The 23,559-nt window shown below is 42.2% G+C and carries 24 protein-coding genes; 15 read left to right on the forward strand and 9 right to left on the reverse strand.

Features of this window, described 5'->3' with window-relative positions; all coding sequences use genetic code 11:
* Positions 1-56: 56 nt before the first annotated feature.
* A complete protein-coding gene (locus AC25JC_RS02000; RefSeq protein ID WP_078189471.1) occupies positions 57-446 on the reverse strand; it encodes a hypothetical protein in 390 nt (129 codons plus the stop codon).
* 107 nt (positions 447-553) lie between these two features.
* Here AC25JC_RS02000 and AC25JC_RS02005 point away from each other — a divergent pair, with 107 nt between their 5' ends.
* Together AC25JC_RS02005 and ppa are read left to right on the forward strand one after the other, a co-directional pair.
* Positions 554-952, forward strand: coding sequence for an MAPEG family protein (locus AC25JC_RS02005; RefSeq protein WP_180116065.1), 399 nt, complete (start codon positions 554-556; stop codon positions 950-952).
* A gap of 115 nt (positions 953-1,067) precedes the next feature.
* Positions 1,068-1,604 carry an inorganic diphosphatase gene (ppa, locus tag AC25JC_RS02010; RefSeq protein WP_078189469.1) on the forward strand — a complete coding sequence of 179 codons (537 nt, stop codon included), beginning with the start codon at positions 1,068-1,070 and terminating at the stop codon, positions 1,602-1,604.
* 102 nt (positions 1,605-1,706) lie between these two features.
* Here ppa and AC25JC_RS02015 read toward each other — a convergent pair whose 3' ends face one another.
* Entirely contained in the window at positions 1,707-3,050 is a 1,344-nt protein-coding gene (locus AC25JC_RS02015; RefSeq protein WP_486923363.1) for an OprD family outer membrane porin, read from the reverse strand.
* 715 nt (positions 3,051-3,765) lie between these two features.
* On the opposite strand from AC25JC_RS02015, the gene AC25JC_RS02020 reads away from it, so the two are divergent.
* Both AC25JC_RS02020 and AC25JC_RS02025 read left to right on the forward strand, forming a co-directional pair.
* Positions 3,766-4,542: a TorF family putative porin gene (locus AC25JC_RS02020; protein WP_486923364.1), complete on the forward strand. Its 777-nt coding sequence runs from the start codon at positions 3,766-3,768 to the stop codon at positions 4,540-4,542.
* A gap of 396 nt (positions 4,543-4,938) precedes the next feature.
* On the forward strand, positions 4,939-5,670 hold the full coding sequence (locus AC25JC_RS02025) for a TorF family putative porin (RefSeq protein WP_486923365.1): 732 nt from the start codon (positions 4,939-4,941) through the stop codon (positions 5,668-5,670).
* 43 nt (positions 5,671-5,713) lie between these two features.
* Here AC25JC_RS02025 and AC25JC_RS02030 read toward each other — a convergent pair whose 3' ends face one another.
* The gene (locus tag AC25JC_RS02030) at positions 5,714-7,204 is read right to left on the reverse strand and encodes a YifB family Mg chelatase-like AAA ATPase (protein WP_486923366.1); all 1,491 of its coding nucleotides are present in this window, start codon (positions 7,202-7,204) and stop codon (positions 5,714-5,716) included.
* Positions 7,205-7,270: 66 nt separating this feature from the next.
* The gene (locus AC25JC_RS02035; protein ID WP_078189551.1) at positions 7,271-7,498 is read right to left on the reverse strand and encodes an accessory factor UbiK family protein; all 228 of its coding nucleotides are present in this window, start codon (positions 7,496-7,498) and stop codon (positions 7,271-7,273) included.
* Positions 7,499-7,776: 278 nt separating this feature from the next.
* Between AC25JC_RS02035 and glnK the strand changes: the two genes are divergently transcribed.
* The 7 genes from glnK (at position 7,777) to AC25JC_RS02070 (ending at position 13,945) form a co-directional block, all read left to right on the forward strand.
* Positions 7,777-8,115 carry a P-II family nitrogen regulator gene (gene glnK / locus AC25JC_RS02040; RefSeq protein ID WP_067763174.1) on the forward strand — a complete coding sequence of 113 codons (339 nt, stop codon included), beginning with the start codon at positions 7,777-7,779 and terminating at the stop codon, positions 8,113-8,115.
* Between the two features lie 61 nt (positions 8,116-8,176).
* Entirely contained in the window at positions 8,177-9,568 is a 1,392-nt protein-coding gene (locus AC25JC_RS02045) for an ammonium transporter (protein ID WP_486923367.1), read from the forward strand.
* Positions 9,569-9,706: 138 nt separating this feature from the next.
* Positions 9,707-10,165 carry a transcriptional regulator NrdR gene (gene nrdR / locus AC25JC_RS02050; protein ID WP_067763170.1) on the forward strand — a complete coding sequence of 153 codons (459 nt, stop codon included), beginning with the start codon at positions 9,707-9,709 and terminating at the stop codon, positions 10,163-10,165.
* Positions 10,166-10,201: 36 nt separating this feature from the next.
* A complete protein-coding gene (gene ribD, locus AC25JC_RS02055) occupies positions 10,202-11,305 on the forward strand; it encodes a bifunctional diaminohydroxyphosphoribosylaminopyrimidine deaminase/5-amino-6-(5-phosphoribosylamino)uracil reductase RibD (protein WP_486923368.1) in 1,104 nt (367 codons plus the stop codon).
* On the forward strand, positions 11,302-12,594 hold the full coding sequence (locus AC25JC_RS02060; protein WP_486923369.1) for a DNA adenine methylase: 1,293 nt from the start codon (positions 11,302-11,304) through the stop codon (positions 12,592-12,594). The genes ribD and AC25JC_RS02060 overlap by 4 nt, the downstream gene beginning before the upstream one ends.
* Before the next feature lie 33 nt (positions 12,595-12,627).
* Positions 12,628-13,287, forward strand: a complete 660-nt coding sequence (locus AC25JC_RS02065; RefSeq protein ID WP_078192598.1) for a riboflavin synthase — start codon at positions 12,628-12,630, stop codon at positions 13,285-13,287.
* A 112-nt stretch (positions 13,288-13,399) separates the two neighbouring features.
* Entirely contained in the window at positions 13,400-13,945 is a 546-nt protein-coding gene (locus AC25JC_RS02070; RefSeq protein WP_111884846.1) for a VTT domain-containing protein, read from the forward strand.
* Between the two features lie 62 nt (positions 13,946-14,007).
* On the opposite strand, the gene AC25JC_RS02075 is transcribed toward AC25JC_RS02070, so the two are convergent.
* The 4 genes from AC25JC_RS02075 to AC25JC_RS02090 form a co-directional block, all read right to left on the reverse strand.
* Positions 14,008-14,226, reverse strand: a complete 219-nt coding sequence (locus AC25JC_RS02075; RefSeq protein WP_078189459.1) for a hypothetical protein — start codon at positions 14,224-14,226, stop codon at positions 14,008-14,010.
* 142 nt (positions 14,227-14,368) lie between these two features.
* Positions 14,369-15,007, reverse strand: coding sequence for a cell division protein BlhA (blhA, locus tag AC25JC_RS02080; RefSeq protein WP_486923370.1), 639 nt, complete (start codon positions 15,005-15,007; stop codon positions 14,369-14,371).
* 39 nt (positions 15,008-15,046) lie between these two features.
* Positions 15,047-15,454, reverse strand: a complete 408-nt coding sequence (locus tag AC25JC_RS02085; protein ID WP_078192594.1) for a DNA polymerase III subunit chi — start codon at positions 15,452-15,454, stop codon at positions 15,047-15,049.
* Positions 15,447-16,895, reverse strand: a complete 1,449-nt coding sequence (locus AC25JC_RS02090) for a leucyl aminopeptidase (RefSeq protein ID WP_486923371.1) — start codon at positions 16,893-16,895, stop codon at positions 15,447-15,449. The genes AC25JC_RS02085 and AC25JC_RS02090 overlap by 8 nt, the downstream gene beginning before the upstream one ends.
* Positions 16,896-17,054: 159 nt before the next feature.
* Between AC25JC_RS02090 and lptF the strand changes: the two genes are divergently transcribed.
* From lptF to AC25JC_RS02110, 4 genes are all read left to right on the forward strand, one after another.
* Positions 17,055-18,155 (forward strand): LPS export ABC transporter permease LptF, encoded by a 1,101-nt coding sequence (lptF, locus tag AC25JC_RS02095; RefSeq protein WP_486923372.1) that lies wholly within the window; start codon positions 17,055-17,057, stop codon positions 18,153-18,155.
* A gap of 1 nt (position 18,156) precedes the next feature.
* Positions 18,157-19,227 carry an LPS export ABC transporter permease LptG gene (lptG, locus tag AC25JC_RS02100; protein WP_486923373.1) on the forward strand — a complete coding sequence of 357 codons (1,071 nt, stop codon included), beginning with the start codon at positions 18,157-18,159 and terminating at the stop codon, positions 19,225-19,227.
* 122 nt (positions 19,228-19,349) lie between these two features.
* Positions 19,350-20,897, forward strand: a complete 1,548-nt coding sequence (gpmI, locus tag AC25JC_RS02105; RefSeq protein WP_486923374.1) for a 2,3-bisphosphoglycerate-independent phosphoglycerate mutase — start codon at positions 19,350-19,352, stop codon at positions 20,895-20,897.
* Positions 20,898-20,914: 17 nt separating this feature from the next.
* Positions 20,915-22,090: a S41 family peptidase gene (locus AC25JC_RS02110; RefSeq protein WP_168378227.1), complete on the forward strand. Its 1,176-nt coding sequence runs from the start codon at positions 20,915-20,917 to the stop codon at positions 22,088-22,090.
* A 22-nt stretch (positions 22,091-22,112) separates the two neighbouring features.
* Here AC25JC_RS02110 and AC25JC_RS02115 read toward each other — a convergent pair whose 3' ends face one another.
* On the reverse strand, positions 22,113-23,489 hold the full coding sequence (locus AC25JC_RS02115; RefSeq protein ID WP_486923448.1) for a sigma-54-dependent transcriptional regulator: 1,377 nt from the start codon (positions 23,487-23,489) through the stop codon (positions 22,113-22,115).
* Between the last annotated feature and the right edge of the window lie 70 nt (positions 23,490-23,559).

The raw sequence follows: 23,559 nt of genomic DNA on the forward strand, positions 1-23,559 counted from the left end.
CGATGCATAAAAAAAGCGCCTTCGGGCGCTTTTTTTATCGCTTTTAATTTAGATCATTAAAGCTTGCCTTTATTCATCGACCAGCGATCAAAGTAGCGACGTCCTACACCAAAAACACCTAAGAAAATAAACATCGCGCCGAACTGACGACTAAAGCCAGATTGGTTATAGCTGCCATAGGTTAAAATATTGTCGACTAAACAATATAGTGCAATGACAATGACCCAATGCCAAAGGGGAAGTTGCTTGATGGAAACTGCATAGAATGCAATCCACATGATGACAAAGCTGAAAACAGTCGACCATACATTTAAGTTGGCACAGATCACAGCAAGTAAAAATGCAGTCACAGGAATGACAATTTTTAAAACACGATCGACGCGAAGCTGATGGCGTTTTTGCTCTTCAAGAACTTCAAATAATTGATCTTGATCAGAAGTGCTCATAGAGGATCCTTTCATCTGCCGATTATAAAAACACTATATTTAACAAAAATTATTCACGAAATGCCATGGTATTATAGCAGCCATAAAATCTTCCTGAGAAAAAACACATGCACAGCATCAGTGGGATCATCTATCTCATTTTGGCCGCTTGTTTACTGCCATATGTATTTACATTTATTGCGAAGCGAGCTGCAGGTTTTAAGTCGAGTGATAATCAAAATCCACGTGAAGTTTTAGCGCGCTCTACAGGGGTGGCGAGCCGCGCACATGCAGTGCAGCAAAATAGTTTTGAAAGTTTACCATTATTTATTGCAGCTATTTTAATGGCTGAATACATGGTGATTCATCAGCAATACATCATGACCTTTGGGATTGCCTATCTCGTTTTACGCGTCATTTATGGGTTATGTTATTTAGCCAATTGGGCAACTTTACGTTCGATCATTTGGACCTTGTCGATGTTGTGCCCAATTTGCCTGATGTTATTGGTCATTAAATTAAGCTAAATGTTCTGCTTGATGATTAAATTATCAGCATGATCGCTAAAATCACAAAAAAAGCGATAAAACCGTTATAATTGTGCCGGATTAAAAGATTTAACTTTGTTTAAAGAGTGATGCTATGAGCTACAGCAATATCCCAGCGGGTAAAGATGCACCAAACGACATCTATGTCATTATTGAAATTCCTGCAAATGCAGCACCAATCAAATACGAAATCGATAAAGATTCTGATGCGTTATTTGTAGACCGTTTCATGGGTACTGCAATGTTCTACCCAGCGAACTATGGTTATGTTCCAAATACATTATCTTTGGATGGTGACCCACTAGACGTACTTGTGGTAACTCCACATCCAGTAGAGCCAGGTTCTGTAATTCGTTGCCGTCCTGTTGGTAAATTGAACATGGAAGATGACGGTGGTGTTGACGCAAAACTCGTTGCTGTTCCACACGACAAATTGACTCCGCTTTATAAAGATGTTCAAGAATATACAGATCTTCCTGCATTATTGATCAATCAAATTGAACATTTCTTCCAACACTACAAAGACTTAGAGCCTGGTAAATGGGTTAAGTTAAGTGGTTGGGAAGGTGCTGATGTTGCTAAACAAGAAGTACTTAGCTCAATTGAAGCTTACAAAGCTGCGAACAAATAATATTGTTTTAAGCTGAGCATCGTTGTTATATGAAAACGATGCTCATAAAAAAACCTGCACAGTGTGCAGGTTTTTTTTCGCTATCTTAGAGTAGCTGCGAAATTAAAATAATTTCACAGGGATGTCTAAGAATAAACGCCATTCGTTTGTATCACCGATATAGTTACCAGCTTGGTAGTTATCACTTGCGCGGTAGTAAGAATGACGTACACGTAAGCTTGCGTCCTTAGCAAAACCAGATTGAACAGTATATTTCACTTGGTTAAAGAATTCGCGCTCTTGACCTTCTTTTGCTGAATTGTTGACTTTAATATCCCAGCCATAAACGAATGCAGAAGTCCAGTTCAAGCCTGGCACACCATAATCAGTAAAGTTTAAGTTATATTGAACTTGTGCCGATTTTTCATGGTTCCCCACAAAGTCAGATAAGTATGAGTTAGCTACATAGATTGACTGTGCGCCATCAGCATTTTCGCCATAGTCATAACCAGTGTTGCCTGTATTTTGTTGGTAAGCTAGCATGACTGAGTGAGCGCCTTGGTTTAATGTACCTGCAAGAGACCAGATGCTATTGCTGCGGCCGTCAACATTTTTATTACCAATTGTTGAAGAATAAGTTCTAGCTTGCTCGTCCCATTCAGTATGGTAGCCATTGAACTCTACATTTAATGAGCGTTTTTCAGCTAAAGGCAATGTGTAGTTTGCATTGATGTAGTGACGTTCAAGCGCATCTTCACTGTCTAAGCCATAGTAAGATGCATTAAGCTGATCGTTAAATTTGTACTTTGCACCCCAAACGATTGCATTATCTAGATGACGGCCATCAGTATTGATTTGATCTGAATATTGATTCTCTGTGAATTTACCAGCAATAACTTCTAGATTTTCAATTTCACGGCTTTTCGCAAGAACACCAGTGAAATATTCTGGAACCATACGTGCTGTATTAGACGCAAGTACAGGAAGATCTAGAACTTGGGTACCGTATTCAACAGTTGTATTTGATATACGTGCTTTTACACTGGCACCACCACGTGCCCAATGATCATAGGTATCACCGATGCCTTTTTGTAATTCACCTTTATCATTGATTCCAGTTTCACGAGGAATCATGCCATTGCCAGCATTATTATTACTGCCTAATTTGAATGAAGCATCACCAGTAATGTTTACACCAAAACCAACCACACCTTGAGTAAAACCAGATTCAAGTTTTACGATCGCAGACTGAGCAGTTGAGCTTGTGTCAGTTACACGTTTTTCTGCACCGGTACCATTTTCGATATAATTTGTTTTGTCACGGTGAATATAACCAGTACGGAAAAGTACAGAGCCTTCGGCATCTTCCACAAAGCCTTTAGATTCACTTTGTTCGCTAGCAAAAGCAGTAGAAATAAGAGCAGCGTTTACTAATACTGCAAGTGTTAGTTGTTGAGCTTTAAGCATTGGGAGAGAGCCTCATGCAAATTTGGTTAATATGTAGTGCGATTGTATATTTTTTCTTAAAAAAATCACTATTTTTAATGCGCTTATTACACTAAAGTTAGAAAACATTCAGATCATCGGTCAATCTGTAATAAGCAAATGTTTCGTATGTTATTGTTGTTTAACAGATAGTTTATTTAAATTGAATATATATTAAGCTAAAGAGAAGTTTATTCATTGCTTATAATAAAAAAATATAAAAAATGGTAAAAACTTTCATTTAACTTGCTGATTTATCATCACTCTTCGCGACAAATTGTGCTGAATCTAAATTCGTATTTTGATCAAAAAGTATATCAATGGTTGAGGTGCATGGCATCAATGTTCAGGCACAGTAAGCACCGTTGGCGTGTTTTTTGTAAATAGAGAATGACTTTTAGCGAAGTCGTCAGAAATTTTTCCTTAAAAAAACAGTTCAATAAAAGATGATATTAATCGTGATAAATACATATAAATGAATGCATTAAATCATTGTTAAAGACTTGAACGCTATAAAAGATATTTTATGAATCAAAAGCTTAGTTTTTACTGTTATATATAATCTTACCTTTGTTTTTAAAAGATTTAATTGATCAAAATAAGAAAAAAGGGGCTATACAGTGCCGTAAAATCGATTAAAATCGGCGCTAAATTTTACTCAACCCAATCCACGATCGATCCGATGTGGGGACTAAACATGATTCAATTTTATAAAAAAGCAATTTTAAGTATTTTAGTGACCCTAGGTACAGTCCCTGCATTTGCAGAACAAACTGAACAAGCCACAACTGCACAAGGTAAATGGTCTGGAAGTTTGGGTGTGGTAAACAAATATGTGTACCGTGCGAGTGAAGAAAATGATCAAGCTGCACTACAAGCCGGACTTGAATATGCACACAACAGTGGGCTGTTCGCGGGCTATTGGGGTTCTACACTCAACTATGACCCTACCGACGACAGTCAGTCGCATGGTTTTGAACATGATTTCTATGTCGGATATGGACGTGAACTCAATGAAGATTGGAGCTATAAGTCACAAGTGATGGCCTATGTCTATCAAGGTGGCGGTTCAGTTTATAACGACGACCGATCTGAAAAGCGTCGCACGACGGGCGTCGAATTTATTCAGGACATAAGTTATAAAGATTTAACTGCAAGCATGGCTGTATTGTTGTCTGATGTTAATTATGGCAACGCAGGTGATGTATATCTGAATGCTACTTATAGCTATGCATTACCCTATGACGTTTCATTAAATTCATCGCTCGGCGTTTCTGTTTTTAATGACAGTCGTGATGACAGCCTATTAACAACCACAGAAGATGTAGTATTCACTGAAGCACGTTTAGGCTTGAGTAAACCGATTGCAGATACTGGAATTGAACTTGCTGCTGACTATGTATGGGGCGGTAAAGATCGAGAAGGCGAGCAATTAGACGATAACGTTGTGGTTGGATTGACCTATTCTTTCTAACATTAACGAGTTGATCGTATTCGGTCATATTCTTGAAAGTGCATAATGGTGATTGTGCACTTTTTTTATGCATTTTTGAGATCGGTGTTGAAAAAATATACTCAAAAAAGCGCATTTTTAAAATCCTGTTACATCTATCAACCTGAAGATTTAAATAATCTAAATAGATGAAAATCTGCATTCTAAAATAAATTAAAGAGAAAAATGATCTAATAGGATAATTAAAAAATAATAAATAAAAACATCAATATATTGGTTTTTGATAAACCAAAATGGTGACTTTTATAAAAAAAATATGCGCTTTTTTTTAAACATGGCACAGCGCTTGCTAATACCTCATTGAGTTCAACGAAATAACCAAAAAATACGTCGTCGCACGATGTGGGGGAACAAACCATGAAATTTGCACTTAAAGCTTTATCAATCGCTGTACTAGGAGCAGCATCGACGTTTACTTTTGCTGAAGCACCTGCTTCTGAGCATTCTGTATCCGGAAATATCGGCGTACTGTCTAGCTATAATTTACGTGGTATTACCAATGTGCCTGAAAATAGCGGCGCAACTATTCAAGGTGGTTTGGACTATAGCCATGCGTCAGGCTTCTATGCAGGTTACTGGGGTTCAACCTTAGATTATGCACTTGGTGAAGAAGGGCGTGATTCTTTTGAACATGACTTTTATGCAGGTTATAACGGCAAAATTACTGAAGATTTAGGTTATACCGTCGGTGGTACGTATTATTACTACTATGAATCGGATGTTGATTCAGATGGTTTCGAAACACTCTTAGGATTGAACTACAAAGACTTTAGCCTAACTGCGCAAACCTTAACGCAAAATACGACTTGGGGTAACAAGGGCGATACGTATATCTTAGGTAGCTACAGCTATGCATTGCCAAAAGACTTCACGCTAAATACTTCATTGGGCCTATATGCATATGGTGATGATGACGAATTTGTAGAAACCACTGAAGACTTTGGCTTCCGTCATTTTACAGCGGGCTTAAGCCATCCATTGGGTGACACCGGTGCGAGCGTAAATATGGATTATATCGTAGGTGGTTATGACCGTCTGGATGAAAAACAAAAGAATAAAGTCGTATTTGGCTTGAAATACGAATTCTAATTTTAAAAAGCATTAAAAATGGCGACCTAGGGTCGCCATTTTTTTAAGTATTGAGCTGGCTTCGATAGGACAGTGCTTCAGATACGTGCTGAGCTTGAATGTGTTCACTTTGAGCCAAGTCGGCAATGGTTCTAGCCACACGTAATACGCGATGATAGGCGCGCGCAGATAAATTCATTCGTTGCTGGGCTAACTTTAAAATATTCTGTGCAGTAGCATCCAAAACTGCTTGTTGCTCCAATTGCGTCGGCGTGAGTGCCATATTGGATTTTTGCTGACGTTCTATTTGTAACTCATGGGCACGAATGACACGATGCCTAACCGTACTTGAGCTTTCAACCTCTTGCGAACTTTGTAATTCATGCGCTGCCAGTGGCGGGACATCTATATGTAAGTCAATACGATCTAATAATGGACCTGAAATACGGTTTTGATAGCGTTTAATGCTTTCAGCACTACATTGACAGCGGCTGTCTTGGTTAAAGGCATAGCCACATGGGCAAGGATTCATTGCCGCGATCAATTGAAAATTTGCGGGGAAGGTGATTTGACGAGAAGCCCGTGAAATCACAATTTCTTTGGATTCGAGTGGTTGCCGTAATACCTCCAACACCTTTCGATCAAATTCAGGCAGCTCATCTAAAAATAAAACCCCTAAATGTGCCAAGGTGATTTCACCTGGTTTAGGATTTGATCCGCCACCGACGAGGGCAATCGCAGATGCCGTATGGTGCGGCGCACGAAATGGACGTTGCCCAAAATGATGATTTGCACCTGCAATGGAATAAATACTCGCGACTTGCAAATTTTCTTGCATATCTAAGGGGGGCAGAATACTGGCTAAACGTGAGGCGAGTAGAGTTTTGCCTGTGCCCGGTGGACCCCGAAATAGTAGAGAATGACCGCCAGCCGCTGCAATTTCTAAAGCACGACGTGGTCTGAGTTGACCTTTCACATCAGATAAATCAAAAGGGTAACTGAGTTGATTGGCTGACGATGTCGAGGGATGGCTACTGATTAAGGCTGAACGACTTAAATGTTCACATACATCCTTAAGATGCTGCGCAGGAAAGACTTGGAACTCAGGCAGTTGCGCTGCTTCATCGGCATTGAGTGCCGGTAAAATCAGATGATGCCCGATATGCTGACAGGCAATGGCTATACTTAAGATGCCACTGACAGGTCGTAAATAACCATCAAGTGCCAATTCTCCAATAAATTCAAAACCATCTGCTGCATTTTCAGGAAGTTGTCCCGACGCGATCAGAATCCCTAAAGCTATGGCGAGATCTAAACGTGAACCATCTTTGGGTAAATCTGCGGGTGCTAGATTAATGGTCAGACGTTTGGTTGGGAACTGAAAGCCGCTATTAATAATCGCAGAGCGGACACGGTCTTTACTTTCACGGACGGCGGCCTCAGGTAGGCCAACAATGGTCAATGAAGGCAGACCTTGGCTGACATGAACTTCAACTTCAATTTGGGGTGCATTTAAGCCGAGCAAACCCCGAGTATAGATTTTGGCAAAAGACATATTATTGTTCCGTTATGGTGCATTATTTTTAATCGTTATGCGTCTTTTGTTGCACTAAAAAGGTGCTTATTTTTTGTTCTGAATTTTTTGTTCGAGTTCTTCGACGTGTTTCAACAATTCATTTAAACGTAAATTGGCATTATTCAGTGCAGTACGTTGGCGTTCGATTTCTTCTTTCGACACGAGATCCATTTTGCTCACAGCTTCATTGAGTAAGCTGCGAAGATTATGTTCGACGTCTTTTTTCGGCTGATCGATTTGTTCTAATATCGCTTGTAATAAGGTTTCAATCATTGTTGTGACCATCCTCAGTGAATTTGTTGCAGCAGTTTAACATCGCCACATTCATGACCATAGTGCTTTCATTTAAATATGCGTTTAATCGATCAGTTAAATCGTAATTCTTCTAGTAAAAACGTCTATTTTTATAAGCATACGCAAGATTATCCGTATAAAATAGGTTATAAAGAAATCTCATGCTGGGCTGACTATTTTCCCCCGACTGTAGTCATATTGGCATGAAAATTGAACATAAAACCTTACAGGTGAAATAAGCCGAAGGAAAACAAAACATGAAGCTCGTAACTGCAATTGTAAAACCTTTTAAATTAGATGACGTGCGTGAAGCACTCTCTGAAAATGGTGTTCAAGGGATCACTGTCACTGAAGTTAAAGGCTTCGGTCGCCAGAAAGGTCACACTGAACTTTATCGTGGTGCTGAATATGTGGTTGATTTCTTACCAAAAGTAAAAATCGAAATCGCAATCAGTGATGAAATGGTCGATACCGTAATTGAATCAATTACTCGTGTTGCAAGCACAGGAAAAATTGGCGACGGTAAAATTTTTGTAAGCAATCTGGAACAAGTCATCCGTATCCGTACTGGTGAAACAGGTGCAGATGCCGTTTAAAAAATTGGCATGAAGTTTGCTGAGTAGCTAATAACTCAGAAAATCAGGTCGGGGGATACGAATGAAAAAGATGCTAATTGCACTCGGCTTGTCCAGTGCACTTTTAGGTGGTTCTGTTGCGTGGGCTGAAGAAAGCGCAACAGCACCTACAGAAGAAGTCACAGCAGTTGATACTGCAAATACAACAACGCTAAATACAACAGAAGCTGCAGTTCCAGTTGAAGCAGCGCCAGCACCTGCAGAAGAAGAGCCTAAGCTCGATACAGGTGATACAGCATGGATTTTAGTGTCCACTGCACTTGTTTTACTCATGACAATTCCCGGTTTAGCATTATTTTACGGCGGTATGGTCCGTAAGAAAAATGTACTCAGCACCATGGCACACAGTTTCGTTGCGGCAGGTGTCGTGAGCTTAACGTGGGTGATTGTGGGTTATACCTTAGCATTTGGTGAAGGTAATGCCTTTATCGGTAGCTTAGACAAATTTATGTTATCGGGCATCACCACAGAAGCCTTGTCCGGTACGATTCCAGAGATTCTTTTTGTTATTTTCCAAATGACATTTGCCATCATTACCGTTGCCATTATTAGCGGTTCGATTGCAGAACGTATGAAATTCGGTGCTTTTGTTGCTTTTATCGCAATTTGGAGTGTCGTGGTTTATGCACCAATTACCCACTGGGTATGGGGCGGTGGTTGGTTAGGAAACGACGGTGCGCTTGATTTTGCGGGTGGTACGGTTGTTCACATCAACTCAGGTGTTGCGGGTCTTGTTGCAGCGTACATGCTTGGTAAACGTATGGGGCTTGGTCGTGAATCTATGGCGCCACATAATCTAACGTTAACCGTCATCGGTGCAAGCCTTGTATGGGTAGGTTGGTTCGGTTTCAACGGTGGTTCTGCATTGGGTGCAAATGGTTCAGCTGGTTATGCATTGGTGGTAACACAAGTTGCAGCAGCAGCAGCAGCAGTGGCATGGTTAATTACTGAAAAAGTGGTTCGTGGTAAAGCGTCTGTCTTGGGTGGTGCTTCTGGTGCGGTAGCAGGTCTTGTGGTGATTACACCTGCGGCAGGTTTCGTAACCGTTGGCGGCGCTTTAGCGATGGGTCTGATCGGTGGTGTGGTTTGCTTCTGGGGTATTACTGCGCTGAAACGTGCGTTGAAAGCGGATGACTCTTTGGATGCGTTTGGTCTACATGGTGTCGGTGGTATCGTGGGTGCGATCCTTACAGCATTCTTTGCCAGCGAATTCATCATGGGTGATAAAGCACCAAGCAACTTAATGCATCAATTATGGGTTCAAGTCGAAGGTGTACTAGCGACCATCGCTTACTCAGCTGTGATGACATTCATTATCTTGAAAGTGATTGATCTAGTGATTGGCATCCGTGTTGAAGCTGATGACGAACGTATGGGTCTAGACTTAAGTCAACATGGTGAACGTGTAGAATAATAAGATCACAGTAAATCAATATATTGTGTAAAACAGCCCGAAAGGGCTGTTTTTTTTCCATATCTAGCGTAAAGCTCTACAAATTTCAAAATTTTTGCTACACTCTAAATCCATTCGGATTTGTTCAATTTAACCGCTATGCATTGTCCATTTTGCAACGCTGAAGACAGTAAAGTGATTGACTCACGTCTTGCTGCTGAAGGCTGTCAGATACGCCGCCGCCGTGAATGTATTAGTTGCGGTGAACGTTTTACAACTTTTGAAAGCTATGAAGTGGTGATGCCGCGTGTCATCAAGTCGGATTCAAAGAGCGAACCTTTTGATGAGGCCAAGCTCCGCCGCTCGCTGATGCATGCCTTGCAAAAGCGTCCAGTAACGCAAGAGCAAATTGAAACGGTACTCAGTGATATTCAATTGCAAATTCGCCGTTTGGGTGAACGTGATGTGAAATCACGCACCATTGGTGAAATTGTTATGCAGTCTTTGTTTGCTTTAGATCATGTGGCTTATGTGCGTTTTGCTTCTGTGTATCAAGACTTCCAAGATGTAGAAGCTTTTCGTCGTCAAATTGAACAAATGCAGCAGCGTGAGCACTAATGCACATCTGCTTCCATTTTTATCATGAGTGATTACATGTCTGAGTTAGATCAAGTGACGTTGCAGCAGCATCAACAGTGGATGCGGCGTGCAATTGCATTGGCACAGCAGGGGCAATACAGCACTCGTCCCAATCCCAATGTGGGCTGTGTGATTGTCAAAGACGGTCAATTGGTTGGTGAAGGTTTTCATCCAAAAGCGGGTCAGCCGCATGCAGAAGTCTTTGCAATGCGTGATGCAGGTGAGGCCGCACGTGGCGCAACCGCTTATGTGACTTTGGAGCCTTGCGCACACTATGGACGTACGCCACCTTGTGCCAAAGGCTTGGTGGAAGCAGGTGTTGCTCAAGTCATTGTGGCATGTCCCGATCCGAATCCATTGGTTGCGGGTAAAGGTGTACAAATCTTACGTGATGCTGGCATTGAAGTGATCACAGGTATTTGTGAAGCAGAAGCACATCAATTGAATTTGGGCTTTTTAAAAGCCATGGCGACGGGCATGCCTTATGTTCGGCTCAAAGTCGCATCGAGCCTAGATGGGCGTACTGCCATGGCCTCGGGTGAGTCTAAGTGGATTACCGGTGCGATGGCGAGACAAGATGTACAGCATTGGCGTGCGATATCAGGTGCTGTGATTACTGGTATTGAAACAGTATTAGCCGATGATTGCTTACTCAACGTACGTCATCTCGATGACGCTGTTGACATGCGTAACGTGGTTCAGCCGAAACGTATCGTGCTAGATCGTCAAGGCCGCTTGCCATTAAGCGCAAAAATATTGCAGCAACCTGAAACCGTGATGGTCATGGGGCCATATCGTCAGGAACTTGCTGACTTGGGCGTGGTACAATTTGAAATTCAGCCTTTGGCCGATCTGTTAGCAGCATGCGTTCAACAGTTCCAAATTTATGATGTACTTGTGGAAGCCGGTGCGACACTTTCGACCGCTTTCTTACAAGAACATTTGATCGATGAAATGATCAGTTATGTTGCACCGACCTTGTTGGGTCAGTCAGCACGTGCGATGTTTAATGCGGAATTTGACCGCATGGCAGAGCAGCTTCGATTTAAGCTGAAAGATGTCACTCAATTGGGTGATGACATTCGCTTAAGGTTAATCCCTTCTCAAGAGACGCTATGAATTCAGAGTCTACGGTTTATCACAAACGTCGTCATGCGGCTCGTACCACAGACGAATATCTTTTCCATCAGTTGGTTCCTTATTTGGGAAACAAACGCCGTCTATTACATCTGATTTTAGAAGCACTTGAGCAAACGGGAACCTTAAAACGCGAAGATGGTCGTGCGCCGATATTTGCTGACTTTTTTGCAGGCTCGGGTGTAGTGTCACGGTTGGCACGTCAAAACGGCTATCGTGTTATTGCCAATGACTGGGAACCCTACAGCCACGCCTTGAACAGCGCGATTCTCTCTTGCGTTGAAGCACCAGGGTTTAAAGAGTTGGGTGGCTATCAGAAAGCGATTGATTATCTGAACCGTTTGCCAGAAGTGAAAGGTTGGGTGACCCATAACTTGTGTCCACGTAATGATGAAATCTACGATCCTGCACGTGACCGTTTATTCTTTAAACGCCGTAACGGTATGCGTATCGATGCGATTCGTCAGCAAATTGCAACTTGGCAAGCTCAAGGCGCGATTGATGATGTGGAAATGAGTGCTTTGTTAGCGCCGTTATTGTATTCAGCAAGTTTTGTCAGCAATACCAGCGGTGTATTTAAAAGTTTCCATCATGGTTGGGGCGGTAAAACCCAAGCAGCCTTAGATCGTATCGGTTCATTGTTATGGCTGACCCCAAGTCGTTTTTGTGAAATTGGTGATCCGAAAAAACCCGCCGCTGAAATGTGGTGTGTCGACGCACAGCATTTGGCTAATCAAATGAGTGGCTTTGAAGTGGATGTGGCTTATCTCGATCCACCGTATAACCAGCACGCTTACAGCAGTAACTACCATGTGTTGAATGCTTTAACGTTATGGGATCAGGTGGATTTACCAACACCAGACACCAAGGGTTTTAAGAGCGGAATCGATCGTGCATGGCGTAAAGAACGTCCAAGTCCGTATAATTCTTCGAAGCATGCGAAAGAAGCTTATGAAAAATTATTAGAAACCATCAATGCACGTTACATCCTGACGAGCTATTCAACCGATGGTAATATCAGCGCCACAGATTTATTACAAGCCAATTTAAAACGTGGCCGAGTAAGCTTATTGACGCAAGATGTACCACGTTACCGCGTGAGTAAGCAGCGTCAGTCTGAACGTGCACGCGTACTAGAGTTTATTGTCATCACGGATACGCATGCCAAATCAGGTCCACCGATCCGTCAGTTGTTGAGTCAATTGCACCATTTTGCAGAGTTAGGTGGTGTAGATACATCTGGCGTGAGCACGCAACTTGATTTGTGGTAAAAATCATCGCCCCATATTTTTCAGGGATTGAACATGTTTACAGGCATTATTGAAAGTCTAGGTAAAGTTGAAAGCATTCAAAACGTGGGTGGCGATGTCCGCTTGCGTATCCAGACAGATTTAGACATGTCGGATGTGCATTTGGGGGACTCGATTGCCACCAATGGCATTTGCTTAACCGTGATCGACTTTGGCAGTAATTGGTATGCAGCCGATGTTTCACGTGAAAGTTTAAATCGGACCACCTTGGAACATTGGAAAGCAGGGCAGGCGGTAAATGTGGAAAAAGCCATGTTGCCGACCACGCGTTTTGGTGGACATATTGTCAGTGGTCATGTCGATGCCGTGGGTGAAATCACTCAAGTTCGTTCAGATGCACGTTCAATTTATTTTGAAGTGACCGCACCGAAAGAAATTGCACGCTATTTAGCAGAAAAAGGCTCTGTGACCGTAGACGGTATTAGCCTGACGATTAACCATTTACGTGGCAATGTGCTGAGCTTAAATTTAATTCCGCACACGGCTGAACGAACCAATATCGGTACGTGGAAAGCTGGGGCTAAAGTGAACTTGGAAGTGGATGTTTTAGCACGTTATATTGAGCGTTTATTGCTCGGAGATAAAGCCGCTGAGACCACAGCGCAATCTAAAATTAGCTTAGATTTTCTCGCTGAAAATGGCTTCTTGAAATAAGTTGATACCGAAGAAAACCAAACAGTCTGATTGAAAAATTAGACTGTTTTTTTATTTTTGGTGATAATGCGTCGCGGAATGACATATATGATGAATAATCAGACAGGTGATAATGATTGATTTCTTACTGAATCTGGAACAGTGGTTACCCATGTTATTGGAAAATTATGGTGTGTGGATTTATGCCATTTTATTTCTGGTGATATTTTCAGAAACGGGTTCAGTATTTATGTTCTTCCTGCCGGGAGACAGCCTATTGCTTGCCATTGGCGCATTATGCTCAACGACGGAAGTGGTGCATTTACACACCATGGGGTTGATGTTATTTGTCGCATCAGTCTTGGGCTACTGCGTCAATTACTACACGGGCAGCGTGCTAGGCATTAAGTACTTTAATAAGCACACACGTTACTTTAAGCCCGAATATATGGTCAAAACCAATAAATATTTTATGAAGCATGGTGGTAAAACGATTTTAGTCGCACGCTTTGTACCCTTTGTACGTTCTTTTGCGCCTTTTGCTGCTGGATCTGCACGCATGAACCTTGGCACATTTATGTTCTATAACGTGCTAGGTGGTTTCATCTGGATTGGATTATTACTCGGTATCGGTTATTTCCTAGGACATACCGTTTCTGCAGTTGCAGATTTGGTCTAAGCCAAACTTAGACATAAAAAAAGCCCACAGTTGTGGGCTTTTTTTATGGAGTAGATGACCACTTAGTGTTTTGTAACGGTCACTACATCAAGGGTTTGAAAAATCGAGCTGTGGGGCAGTTGCTGAATGCTAAAACCACCTTTTTCTGATTCACGGCTGAGATAAACCGAAATACTGTGAAAGTCTGAATGACTCAGCCAAAGATCTTTGGCACGAATGTCCCATTGTTCTCCAGCAGATAGAGAGGATATTTTCTGGGTAATCTGGTGAATGATGTCCATATTGAATTCCCATCTGGATGCATGATTATATTTTTAGGATGACTGAAGCATTGTGTTTTGAGGGACAATGCTTCAGTCATATGAACATCATGTTGCAAATACATGTCAGTTTAATGACAGTGACCAGATTTCGATGGGCGGCTTAAGATGCTTGGGACGATGTAGATTCTGTCGAAAAATTGGAGTTTTCTAAGATATAGTCAATTTCTTCTTGTGCGGCAGCTTTCAATTTTGCACGGAAATCACTGATGGCCATTTCGATTTGCGTTTCTGCCTCAAGTTCCAAACGCACGCGTACACTTTCAAGTTCTGACAACATCTGTCCTTCGCTGACCGATAAGCTTTGGCTTAATCCCGCTAAACCCGTTTCAGGGTTTTTATGATAGCGAGCAGCATAGTGTTGTACTTCACGATCAAGATTATGCTGCATCATGGTGAGCGCTTGCGTTTGTGCAGCAAAGCGTAACTCTTCGTCACGTTTCAGTTGTTCTGCATAGGCTTGTTCAGCTTCACGTTTTTCTTCTAAGGCTTTTTCTAAAGCCAGTTGTTTGCGAATACGAGCATCTTCTATCAACTGTGCTTTTAAATCTGCATAGGCAGACTCAATTTTGTCAAAAGACACTTGCTGTTGCTGTTGGTCATTGACTAGCCATTGTTGAATGTCTGTGCTTGGATTGAGTACATCGCAAACGCGACCAAGGTCATCAATAAAGGTCTGACGAATAGCTTCAGGTACTTTTAACCAGCGCTGTTTAAAGTCTGGACCGACATTCAATGCCATGGTGCATCTCCTTGCAAATATGGTAAAACCAATATCACGTTAAAGTTTATGGGTCTGTGGTTGAACGCCCAAACGTCGATATTGTTTATATTTTTCACGCCCGATAATTTTAGCGGGTTCGTTATTTTCAATAATTTCGATAATGTGACTAAAACTTGCGAACTGTTCAAGTGCTTGATCGTTAAAATTAAACACAATCCAGTCGGCTTGCTCAGGCAATTGGGCAGAAATACAGACCGTTGCCTCGGGTTGATCGATACCATGGGGAATGAAACCTGTGTGATCGAAACTCCACAGGCGTTCATCAAGTTGTTGCTGTAAGTCTGGGTCAGCACAATGTAGCCAAATACGTACAGGCTGACGCAGGATCTTACGGCATAAACGACAAGTGCTTTCGACTTGTCGTTCAGGACTTTTTTCAAATAAATAAAAGCTAACTTTAGCCATTCGCTTGAACACGATTTGCCAAGAATTGCATTAATAATGGTACAGGACGACCTGTTGCGCCTTTATTTGCACCAGAGTTCCATGCAGTCCCAGCAATGTCTAAATGCGCCCAACGATATTCACGCGTAAAGCGTTGAAGGAAACATGCAGCGGTCACAGAGCCTGCTTTTGGACCACCAATGTTGGCAATATCTGCAAATGGAGAATCAAGTTGTTCTTGATAATCTTCAATTACTGGCATGCGCCATACGCGGTCAAAGCTGTGTTGACCCGCAGCAGTCAATTCAGCCGCAAGTTCATCATCCGGAGTGAACATACCGGTAAGGACTGAACCTAATGCCACAACACATGCACCAGTGAGGGTTGCAATATCAATCACCAGTGCAGGATTAAAGCGTTTTACATAGGTCAAGGTATCGCACAGAACCAAACGACCTTCGGCATCGGTATTTAAAATTTCAACGGTTTGACCGCTCATGGTGGTTACGATGTCGCCCGGGCGAGTGGCATGACCAGACGGCATGTTTTCTGCAGCAGCAATTGCGCCGACCACATGAATCGGTAATTTCGCTTCACACAGCGCACGGATGGTACCCAAAACTGATGCAGAACCGCACATGTCGAATTTCATTTCGTCCATGCCCGCACCTGGTTTAAGTGAGATACCACCCGTATCAAAAGTCACACCTTTACCAACAAGCACCACTGGCGCTTCTTCACGGTTTGAAAGGTATTCGATGGTAATAATACGGCCTGGACGGTCAGAACCTTTGCTCACAGCAAGGAAAGCACCCATACCGAGATCAGCCATTTGCTGTTCATCGAGTACAGTCACTTTGAGTTGATCTGGGAATTCAGCTGCAAGCGCTTGAGCTTGTTCGGCTAAATATTCAGGGAAACAGATATTGCCCGGACGGTTACCTAGGTCACGGGTAAAGCTCTGACCTGATTGCACTGCAGAAATTAAGTCAAGCTGTGCAGTGGTTAATGGACTTTCAGCAGCGATTAAATGGATCTGCTCCAAAACAAATTCATTTTTCTTAGACTTGTATTCATCAAATGCATAAGCCGCTTGCGTCAGGCTAAGTGCAAATAAATAATGTTGTTCTTGTGGTAGGGCAGAGATATCGACACTGATCTGTTTGAATTTTTTTTGTGACGCTTTAATAATGGTTTGTGCAATTTTTGCAAATTTATTGACCTGTAATTCAGCAACTTTGCCGAGGCCTAAAAGAGCGCTATTGCGACAAGCGGCAATGTTCGCCACCAAAGGCAGGCTTTCATTGAGTGCTGCTTTAAATTGAGTTGCTTCAATTAAATTATCTAAATCATTGATTTGATATGAAGTAGCTGCATTTTTAACGTGCTCAGAATCTACTAATATCAACAAATATTGGCTGGACGCATTCGCTTGGAATGACGTATTAATAGAAAGTTTCATGTGCGGTATTTATGCCTTTTTAAATTTATAAACCATTAAACCATTGAAACATTTATATGAATAGAGTTTCAATGAGCAACAAGGGTATAGGTTTTATATTTTCTACATTCGGGTAAACTAACGCTAGTTTTTATTGGCCCTATTTTTGGAAGAATTAATTTGATTATTCGGCGTTATCTGGTCAAGCAAGTGGTGTCGACATCACTGGTTGTGATTGCCTTATTGACCTTGATCATGATGGGTGGTCGTTTGATCAAGTACTTTGGTGTGGCGGCGCAAGGTCGTTTAGATGCAAGTATTTTATTTAGCATTATTGGCTACCGTTTGCCTGAATTTTTAACCTTAATTCTTCCGCTCGGTTTCTTTATTGGTCTGATGTTGGTCTTTGGTCGTCTGTATGTCGATCATGAAATGGCTGTACTCAATGGTAGTGGTGTCAGTCGCAATCAATTGTCACGTTTATTGGTGCCAATGACCGTGGTCTTTATGGCTGTTCAAGCATTTTTGATGCTGTGGGCATCGCCTTGGGGCATCCGTCAGTTTGAAGCATTAACGACTTCGCAAGCGGTACGAACAGGCTTTGACTTGGTTCGACCGAAAGAGTTTATTTCCTCTGGGCCCTATACCATTTATGCAGGCGACTTGTCAGAAGACCGTAAAAACTTAAAAGATATTTTCTTCTATCAGCGTGCAGAAAAAGAGGGTAAGCCTGATGTCATTATTTTGGCGAAGGAAGCGACCCGCGTCGAAGTGCCCGATGATAATGCCAATGTGGTGGATTTGGTTGAAGGCCGCCGTTACGAAATCTATCCGGGGCAACCGCGTTATTCTCAAGCTGAATTCCAAAGTTATCGTTTACGTTTAGAAAATGATAAAGAAGCAAAATTTGAAAGTACCGAAGTAGAAGCTTTACCAACCTCGAAGTTATGGGATAACCGTCATGATCCTGTGGTTGCCAGTGAACTCGGTTGGCGAATTTTTGTGCCGTTCGCTATTTTGGTGGCGTTATTGCTTGCCACCGCTTTGTCTGAGGTCAGTCCTCGTCAAGGGCGTTACCTAAAACTGTTCCCAGCCTTACTTATTTTTGCCAGTTTAATCGTGGCTTTAATGGCGATCAAAACGCGGATCAGTAAAGATGAAATGGGGATTTGGGCTTATCCAATGGTCTTAGTGATTTACGGTATTGCAGCAGCATTGTTCTCGCGTAAACAAAAATTAGCGCCCAAAATTAAGAAACAAATTCAGCGAGTGAGGTCTTAAAATGTTGGCACGTCGTATAGTTGCAAAACATGTGACCAAAACTACTGCTTTAGCCATGCTTGGTGCGACAGCGGTATTGGCTGGCTTACAAGTGCTTTTTACTTATTTAGGTGAATTGGGCTCGCTGAAAGAAGGCTATAACGCATGGAATGCTTTGCAGTATGTGTTATGGAGTTCACCGAATTATTTATATGAAATTTTACCGATTTCAGCCTTGATTGGCGCGGTACTGGGTTTAGGGACTCTAGCTTCAAACAGTGAATTGATTGTGATGCGTTCGGTCGGCATCAGCCTTTGGCGGATTGTGGGCTGGGTGATTCGTTCGGCACTCATTTTGGTAGTTTTATCCTTTGCATTAAGCGAATGGGTCATTCCCTATACTAATGAACAAGCCAAAAGCGTCAAAAGTCACCGCACTGCGGCTGAGTTGGGTGAAGTCAAAGGCTATTGGTCGCGTGAAGGTCAGCGCTTTATTTATATTGACTATGCCAATTCGCAAGGTCAAATTAAAGATGTTCAGGTTGTTGATTTTGATGAAAAATATCGTTTGCGAGGCACTTTGGATGCGGAGCAAGGGAATTTTGTCAACAATGGCTCTTGGTCGCTACAAAATTCAACCCAAGTCGATCTCTTAGCGACGGGTGATGCCGTCTCGAAGAAAAATGTTGAACAGCCGCTTTCATTGGCGTTGCAACCTAAATATGTGCATATGGTTACCATTGACCCTGAAGACCTATCACCGAGTCAATTGGTGAGCTTTATGAGCTATATGCATGAATATAGCCAAGTCCCGAAAACTTACCAATTGGCGTTTTGGCAAAAGTTTGGTTCACCCTTTGCTTTAATTGCCTTGGTGGTGATCGCGTGTTCATTTATTTTTGGACCTTTACGTCAACAGTCGATGGGTTTCCGCTTGGTGATTGCCTTATTTGCTGGACTGGGTTTTTACTACTTACAAGATTTCTTGGGTTATGCAAGTTTGGTGTACGCGCCATCGCCTGCATGGTTCGTCTTTATACCAATTATTTTGATGTTTGTAGCGGGTGGCTACTTGCTGCATCGCGCACGTTAAGTGCATGCAAGATTGAGTAAAACAATGTTGATGACCTAGATAAACCATGGTTGTCACATAGAGTCTTCACCGAAAATTCGGTAAGATAGTATGATTAATTTATAAACGAAAGAGTGTTCATTATGACGGATGCAACTGCTGGCAAAATCCCACACGTATTGGTAATTATGGATGGTGTGGGTCATCGCGAAGCGGTCGAGGACAATGCCTTTTTAGCAGCAAAACGACCTAACTTGACTGCAATGCAGGAAAAGCATCCGCATGGATTGATTTCAGGCTCTGGCGAAGACGTTGGTTTACCTGATGGACAAATGGGTAACTCTGAAGTGGGCCACATGAACCTTGGTGCAGGACGTGTGCTGTATCAAGACTTTACTCGTATTACCAAAGATATTCGTACCGGTGCATTCTTTGAACATGACGTATTAGTCGATGCGGTTGAAAAAGCCAAAGATGCCAATGGTGCAGTGCACATCATGGGCTTATTGTCTGAAGGTGGCGTGCATTCACATGAAGATCACATTGTGGCGATGGCTGAATTGGCATTAAAACGCGGTGCAAAAGTTTATCTTCATGCATTCCTTGATGGTCGTGATACACCGCCAAAAAGTGCTCAGCCTTCTTTAGAAAAATTAGATGCATTATTTGCGCAATATCCAGGTCAAGGTCGTATTGCCACCATGATTGGTCGCTACTTTGCAATGGATCGTGACAACCGTTGGGATCGTGTTGAGCAAGCCTATCGTCTTTTAACTGAAGGTGAAGCAGTGCGTACAGCAGCGACTGCTGTTGAAGGTCTAGAGCAGGCTTATGCTGCTGAAGAATCAGATGAATTTGTGAAAGCGACGCGTATTGGTGATTTAGCACCGATCCAAGATGGTGATAGCGTTGTCTTCATGAACTTCCGTGCTGACCGTGCGCGTGAAATTACCAAAGCTTTTGTTGAAAAAGATTTTGCAGGTTTTGAACGTAAAGTGGTTCCCGCTTTATCAAAATTTGTCATGTTGACACGTTACCAAGCAACAATTGATGCACCTGTGGCTTATATGCCAGAAGCGTTGCATAACTCGATTGGTGAATACCTGTCTAATTTGGGTAAAACACAACTGCGTATTGCTGAAACTGAAAAATATGCACACGTTACTTTCTTCTTCAGTGGTGGTCGTGAAGATGAATATCCGGGTGAAAAACGTATTTTAATTCCATCACCAAACGTTGCGACTTATGACTTAAAACCAGAAATGAGTGCTTATGAAGTCACTGATGAGTTGGTTGCCGCAATTAACTCAGGTGAGTACGACTTACTCGTGGTGAACTATGCCAATGGTGATATGGTTGGTCATACTGGTGTGTTTGATGCAGCAGTCAAAGCAGTTGAGGCCGTAGACACGTGCTTAGGTCGTGTATATGAAGCTGTGATGGCAAATAAAGGTCACATGTTAGTGACCGCCGATCATGGTAACGTAGAGCAAATGCAGGATTACCAAAGTGGTCAGGTGCATACTCAACATACCACTGAACTTGTGCCGTTTATCTATGTTGGCCCGACCAATGCAACAATTGCAGAAGGTGGTGTTTTGGCTGACGTAGCACCGACACTTTTAACGCTTATGCACATTCCTGTACCAACAGAAATGCAAGGTCGTAACTTGATTACTCTTGAAGCTTAAAATGTAAGGAAGCATGAATGACTAAAGCACACTGGATGTCAGTTGTAAGCCTTACAGCCTTGCTGCTGTGTTCTAGTCATTCGACATGGGGAGCCGACAAAGCAAAGTCGGCTTTCGATGAATTTGATGGCAGCTATGAACAAAGTTATGCCGAAGTACCTGTCGAATCGATCCAACAATTTGTTCAAATCTATGGCATTGTCAAAGAAAATTATGTCGTTGAAAAAAATGACGATGCATTATTCCAACAAGCCATCAAAGGCATGGTCAGTGGTTTAGACCGCTATTCACGATATCTTTCACCTGAAGACTATAAGCAGCTTTTGCAATACACTGAAGGGGATATTGCGAGTGTCGATTTCAATTTGCGCTTTGATGTAGGTTTACAGCAATGGGTCATCACCAATTTAAAGCCTGATGCCGATTCAGCAAAGCTAGGTCTGAAAAATGGCGCGGCGGTGTTTAAAATTGATGATCAAGAACTCAAAAAACTTAATCAAGATCAAGTGCGACACCTGCTCACAGGCAGTATCGGCTCGACGCTGAATCTACAGTTGATAACTGCAAGTCAACCGGTCAATTTGGTCAGAAACACTAAAGTTGAAACAGATATAGAATCTAAATTATTAAATAATCAGGTTTTAGTTTTACACGTAAAAGTTTTTCAACAAGATACAGCCAATGAAATTAAGCGTTTAATTGAAAGTCATGGTTCACGTGTCAAAGCTGTATTGTTTGATTTAAGAAATAACCCCGGTGGGTTATTGTCCGCAGCAGTGGAGTCTGCCGATTTATTTTTGAATCAGGGCATTATTGTGTCGACTCGAAGTCGATCTGAAGGTGACCAACAATTTCAGGCTTTACCGAGTTTTGAATTTCAAAATATGAAAGTTGGTATTTTAATCAACAATCGTTCTGCTTCTGCCGCAGAGGTCTTTACCGCAGCATTAAAAGAGCATAAACGTGCATGGGTAGCGGGTGAGAAAAGTTATGGTAAAGGTGTGGTTCAAAAACTATTTCCATTGAGTAATGGTGCAGCTTTACAAATGACTGTGTCGCAATATCTGACACCGAATGGCAAAATGATTGAAGGAATTGGAGTGCAGCCAGACTATAACTATCCGCTACAACATGATGCACGTGAAGATCACTATGTCGATCATGTTGCAGAGTTATTGCTGAATCAAAAATAAACAGCAATACGCTTGAAAACTTTTACTCTTCGTCTTCAGTATCTAAGCCGAATTTTTTCAACCGATAGCGCAATGAGCGGAATGACATGCCTAATTTTTTTGCGGCAAGGGTTCTGTTCCAGTGAGTCAAATTCAACGCATTCATGAGCACTTCTTTTTCGATATTTTCTAAAAAAAGCTCTAAACCTTCTTCAGGCAGTTTACGAGGAACGACACTTTGTTCATTGCTGTTTGCACCTAGCTGAGCAGATTCATTCATAGCTGGAGATGAATTGAACTGAGCACTCGGCTGTCTTAATGGAGCACTTTGCAGATGTTGAAGGTCAATTTGCTCATCATCGCAGAGGGTCATGGCACGTTCGATAATATTGCGGAGTTCACGCACATTACCCGGATAATATTGGTTGAGTAGGAAATTTTTCGCTCGTTCAGTCAGAGGCTTAGTGGCAATTTCCCATTCATGGCTAATTTTTTGAATAAAATGTTGCGCCAATAAGAGGATATCGTCGCCACGTTCACGTAAGGCAGGCAACACTAAATCCATCACATGGATACGGAAGAATAAATCTTGGCGGAATCGACCTTGTTGGACAAGAGCTTCTAAGTCCTGATGACTGGCACTGATCACACGGAAATCAACATCAATTTCACAGTCTGAACCTACGGGGCGAATACGTTTTTCCTGTACCGCACGTAGCAGTTTAACTTGCATGGCTAAAGGTAATTCGGCAATTTCATCCAGAAATAAGCTACCACCATGTGCAGATTGAATCAGACCTTGCTTGTCTTGGGTGGCACCACTAAAGCTGCCTTTTTTATGGCCAAAAAGTTCACTTTCCATTAACTCTGTGGGAATTGCCCCACAGTTAATAGCAATAAAGGGCCCTTCATTACGGTTGCTTAAACGGTGAACCAGATTGGCCACGACTTCTTTACCCGTACCAGATTCACCCGTAATAAAAACAGGTGCTTGTGAACGTGCAATTTTCTTTAGAGTTCGACGCAATTGCTGGATTGGGAGCGATTCACCAATCAACATTTTATGCTCTAAAGCATCTTGCGAAGTAATGTCTTCGTCCAAAGGCTTATTCAGGGCTTTTTGTAGCAGTTGTTCAAGATGTTTTGGATTGATCGGTTTGCTGACAAAGTCGAAAGCTCCCGCCTTTAATGCGGCAATGGCAATATCCATGTTGCCATAGGCTGTTAGCACAGCAACTGGAAGGGCAGGACAGTGTTCATTCATCCAATCTAAAAGCTGTAGACCATTACCATCGGGTAAGTTGAGATCGGTTAGGCAGGCATCGTAGCTATAGGTAGACAAGGCTTTTTTAGCTTCGTCGAGGCGATGTGCAACATGCGTTTTAACCCCCATCCTTGATAAAGACATTTGCATCAGCATACATAAGTCTTCTTCGTCATCAACTAACAATACCAGTGGTTGTGAATCCACAGTTTTCCCCTAAAAACAA

The organism is Acinetobacter sp. P37, assembly GCF_057480965.1.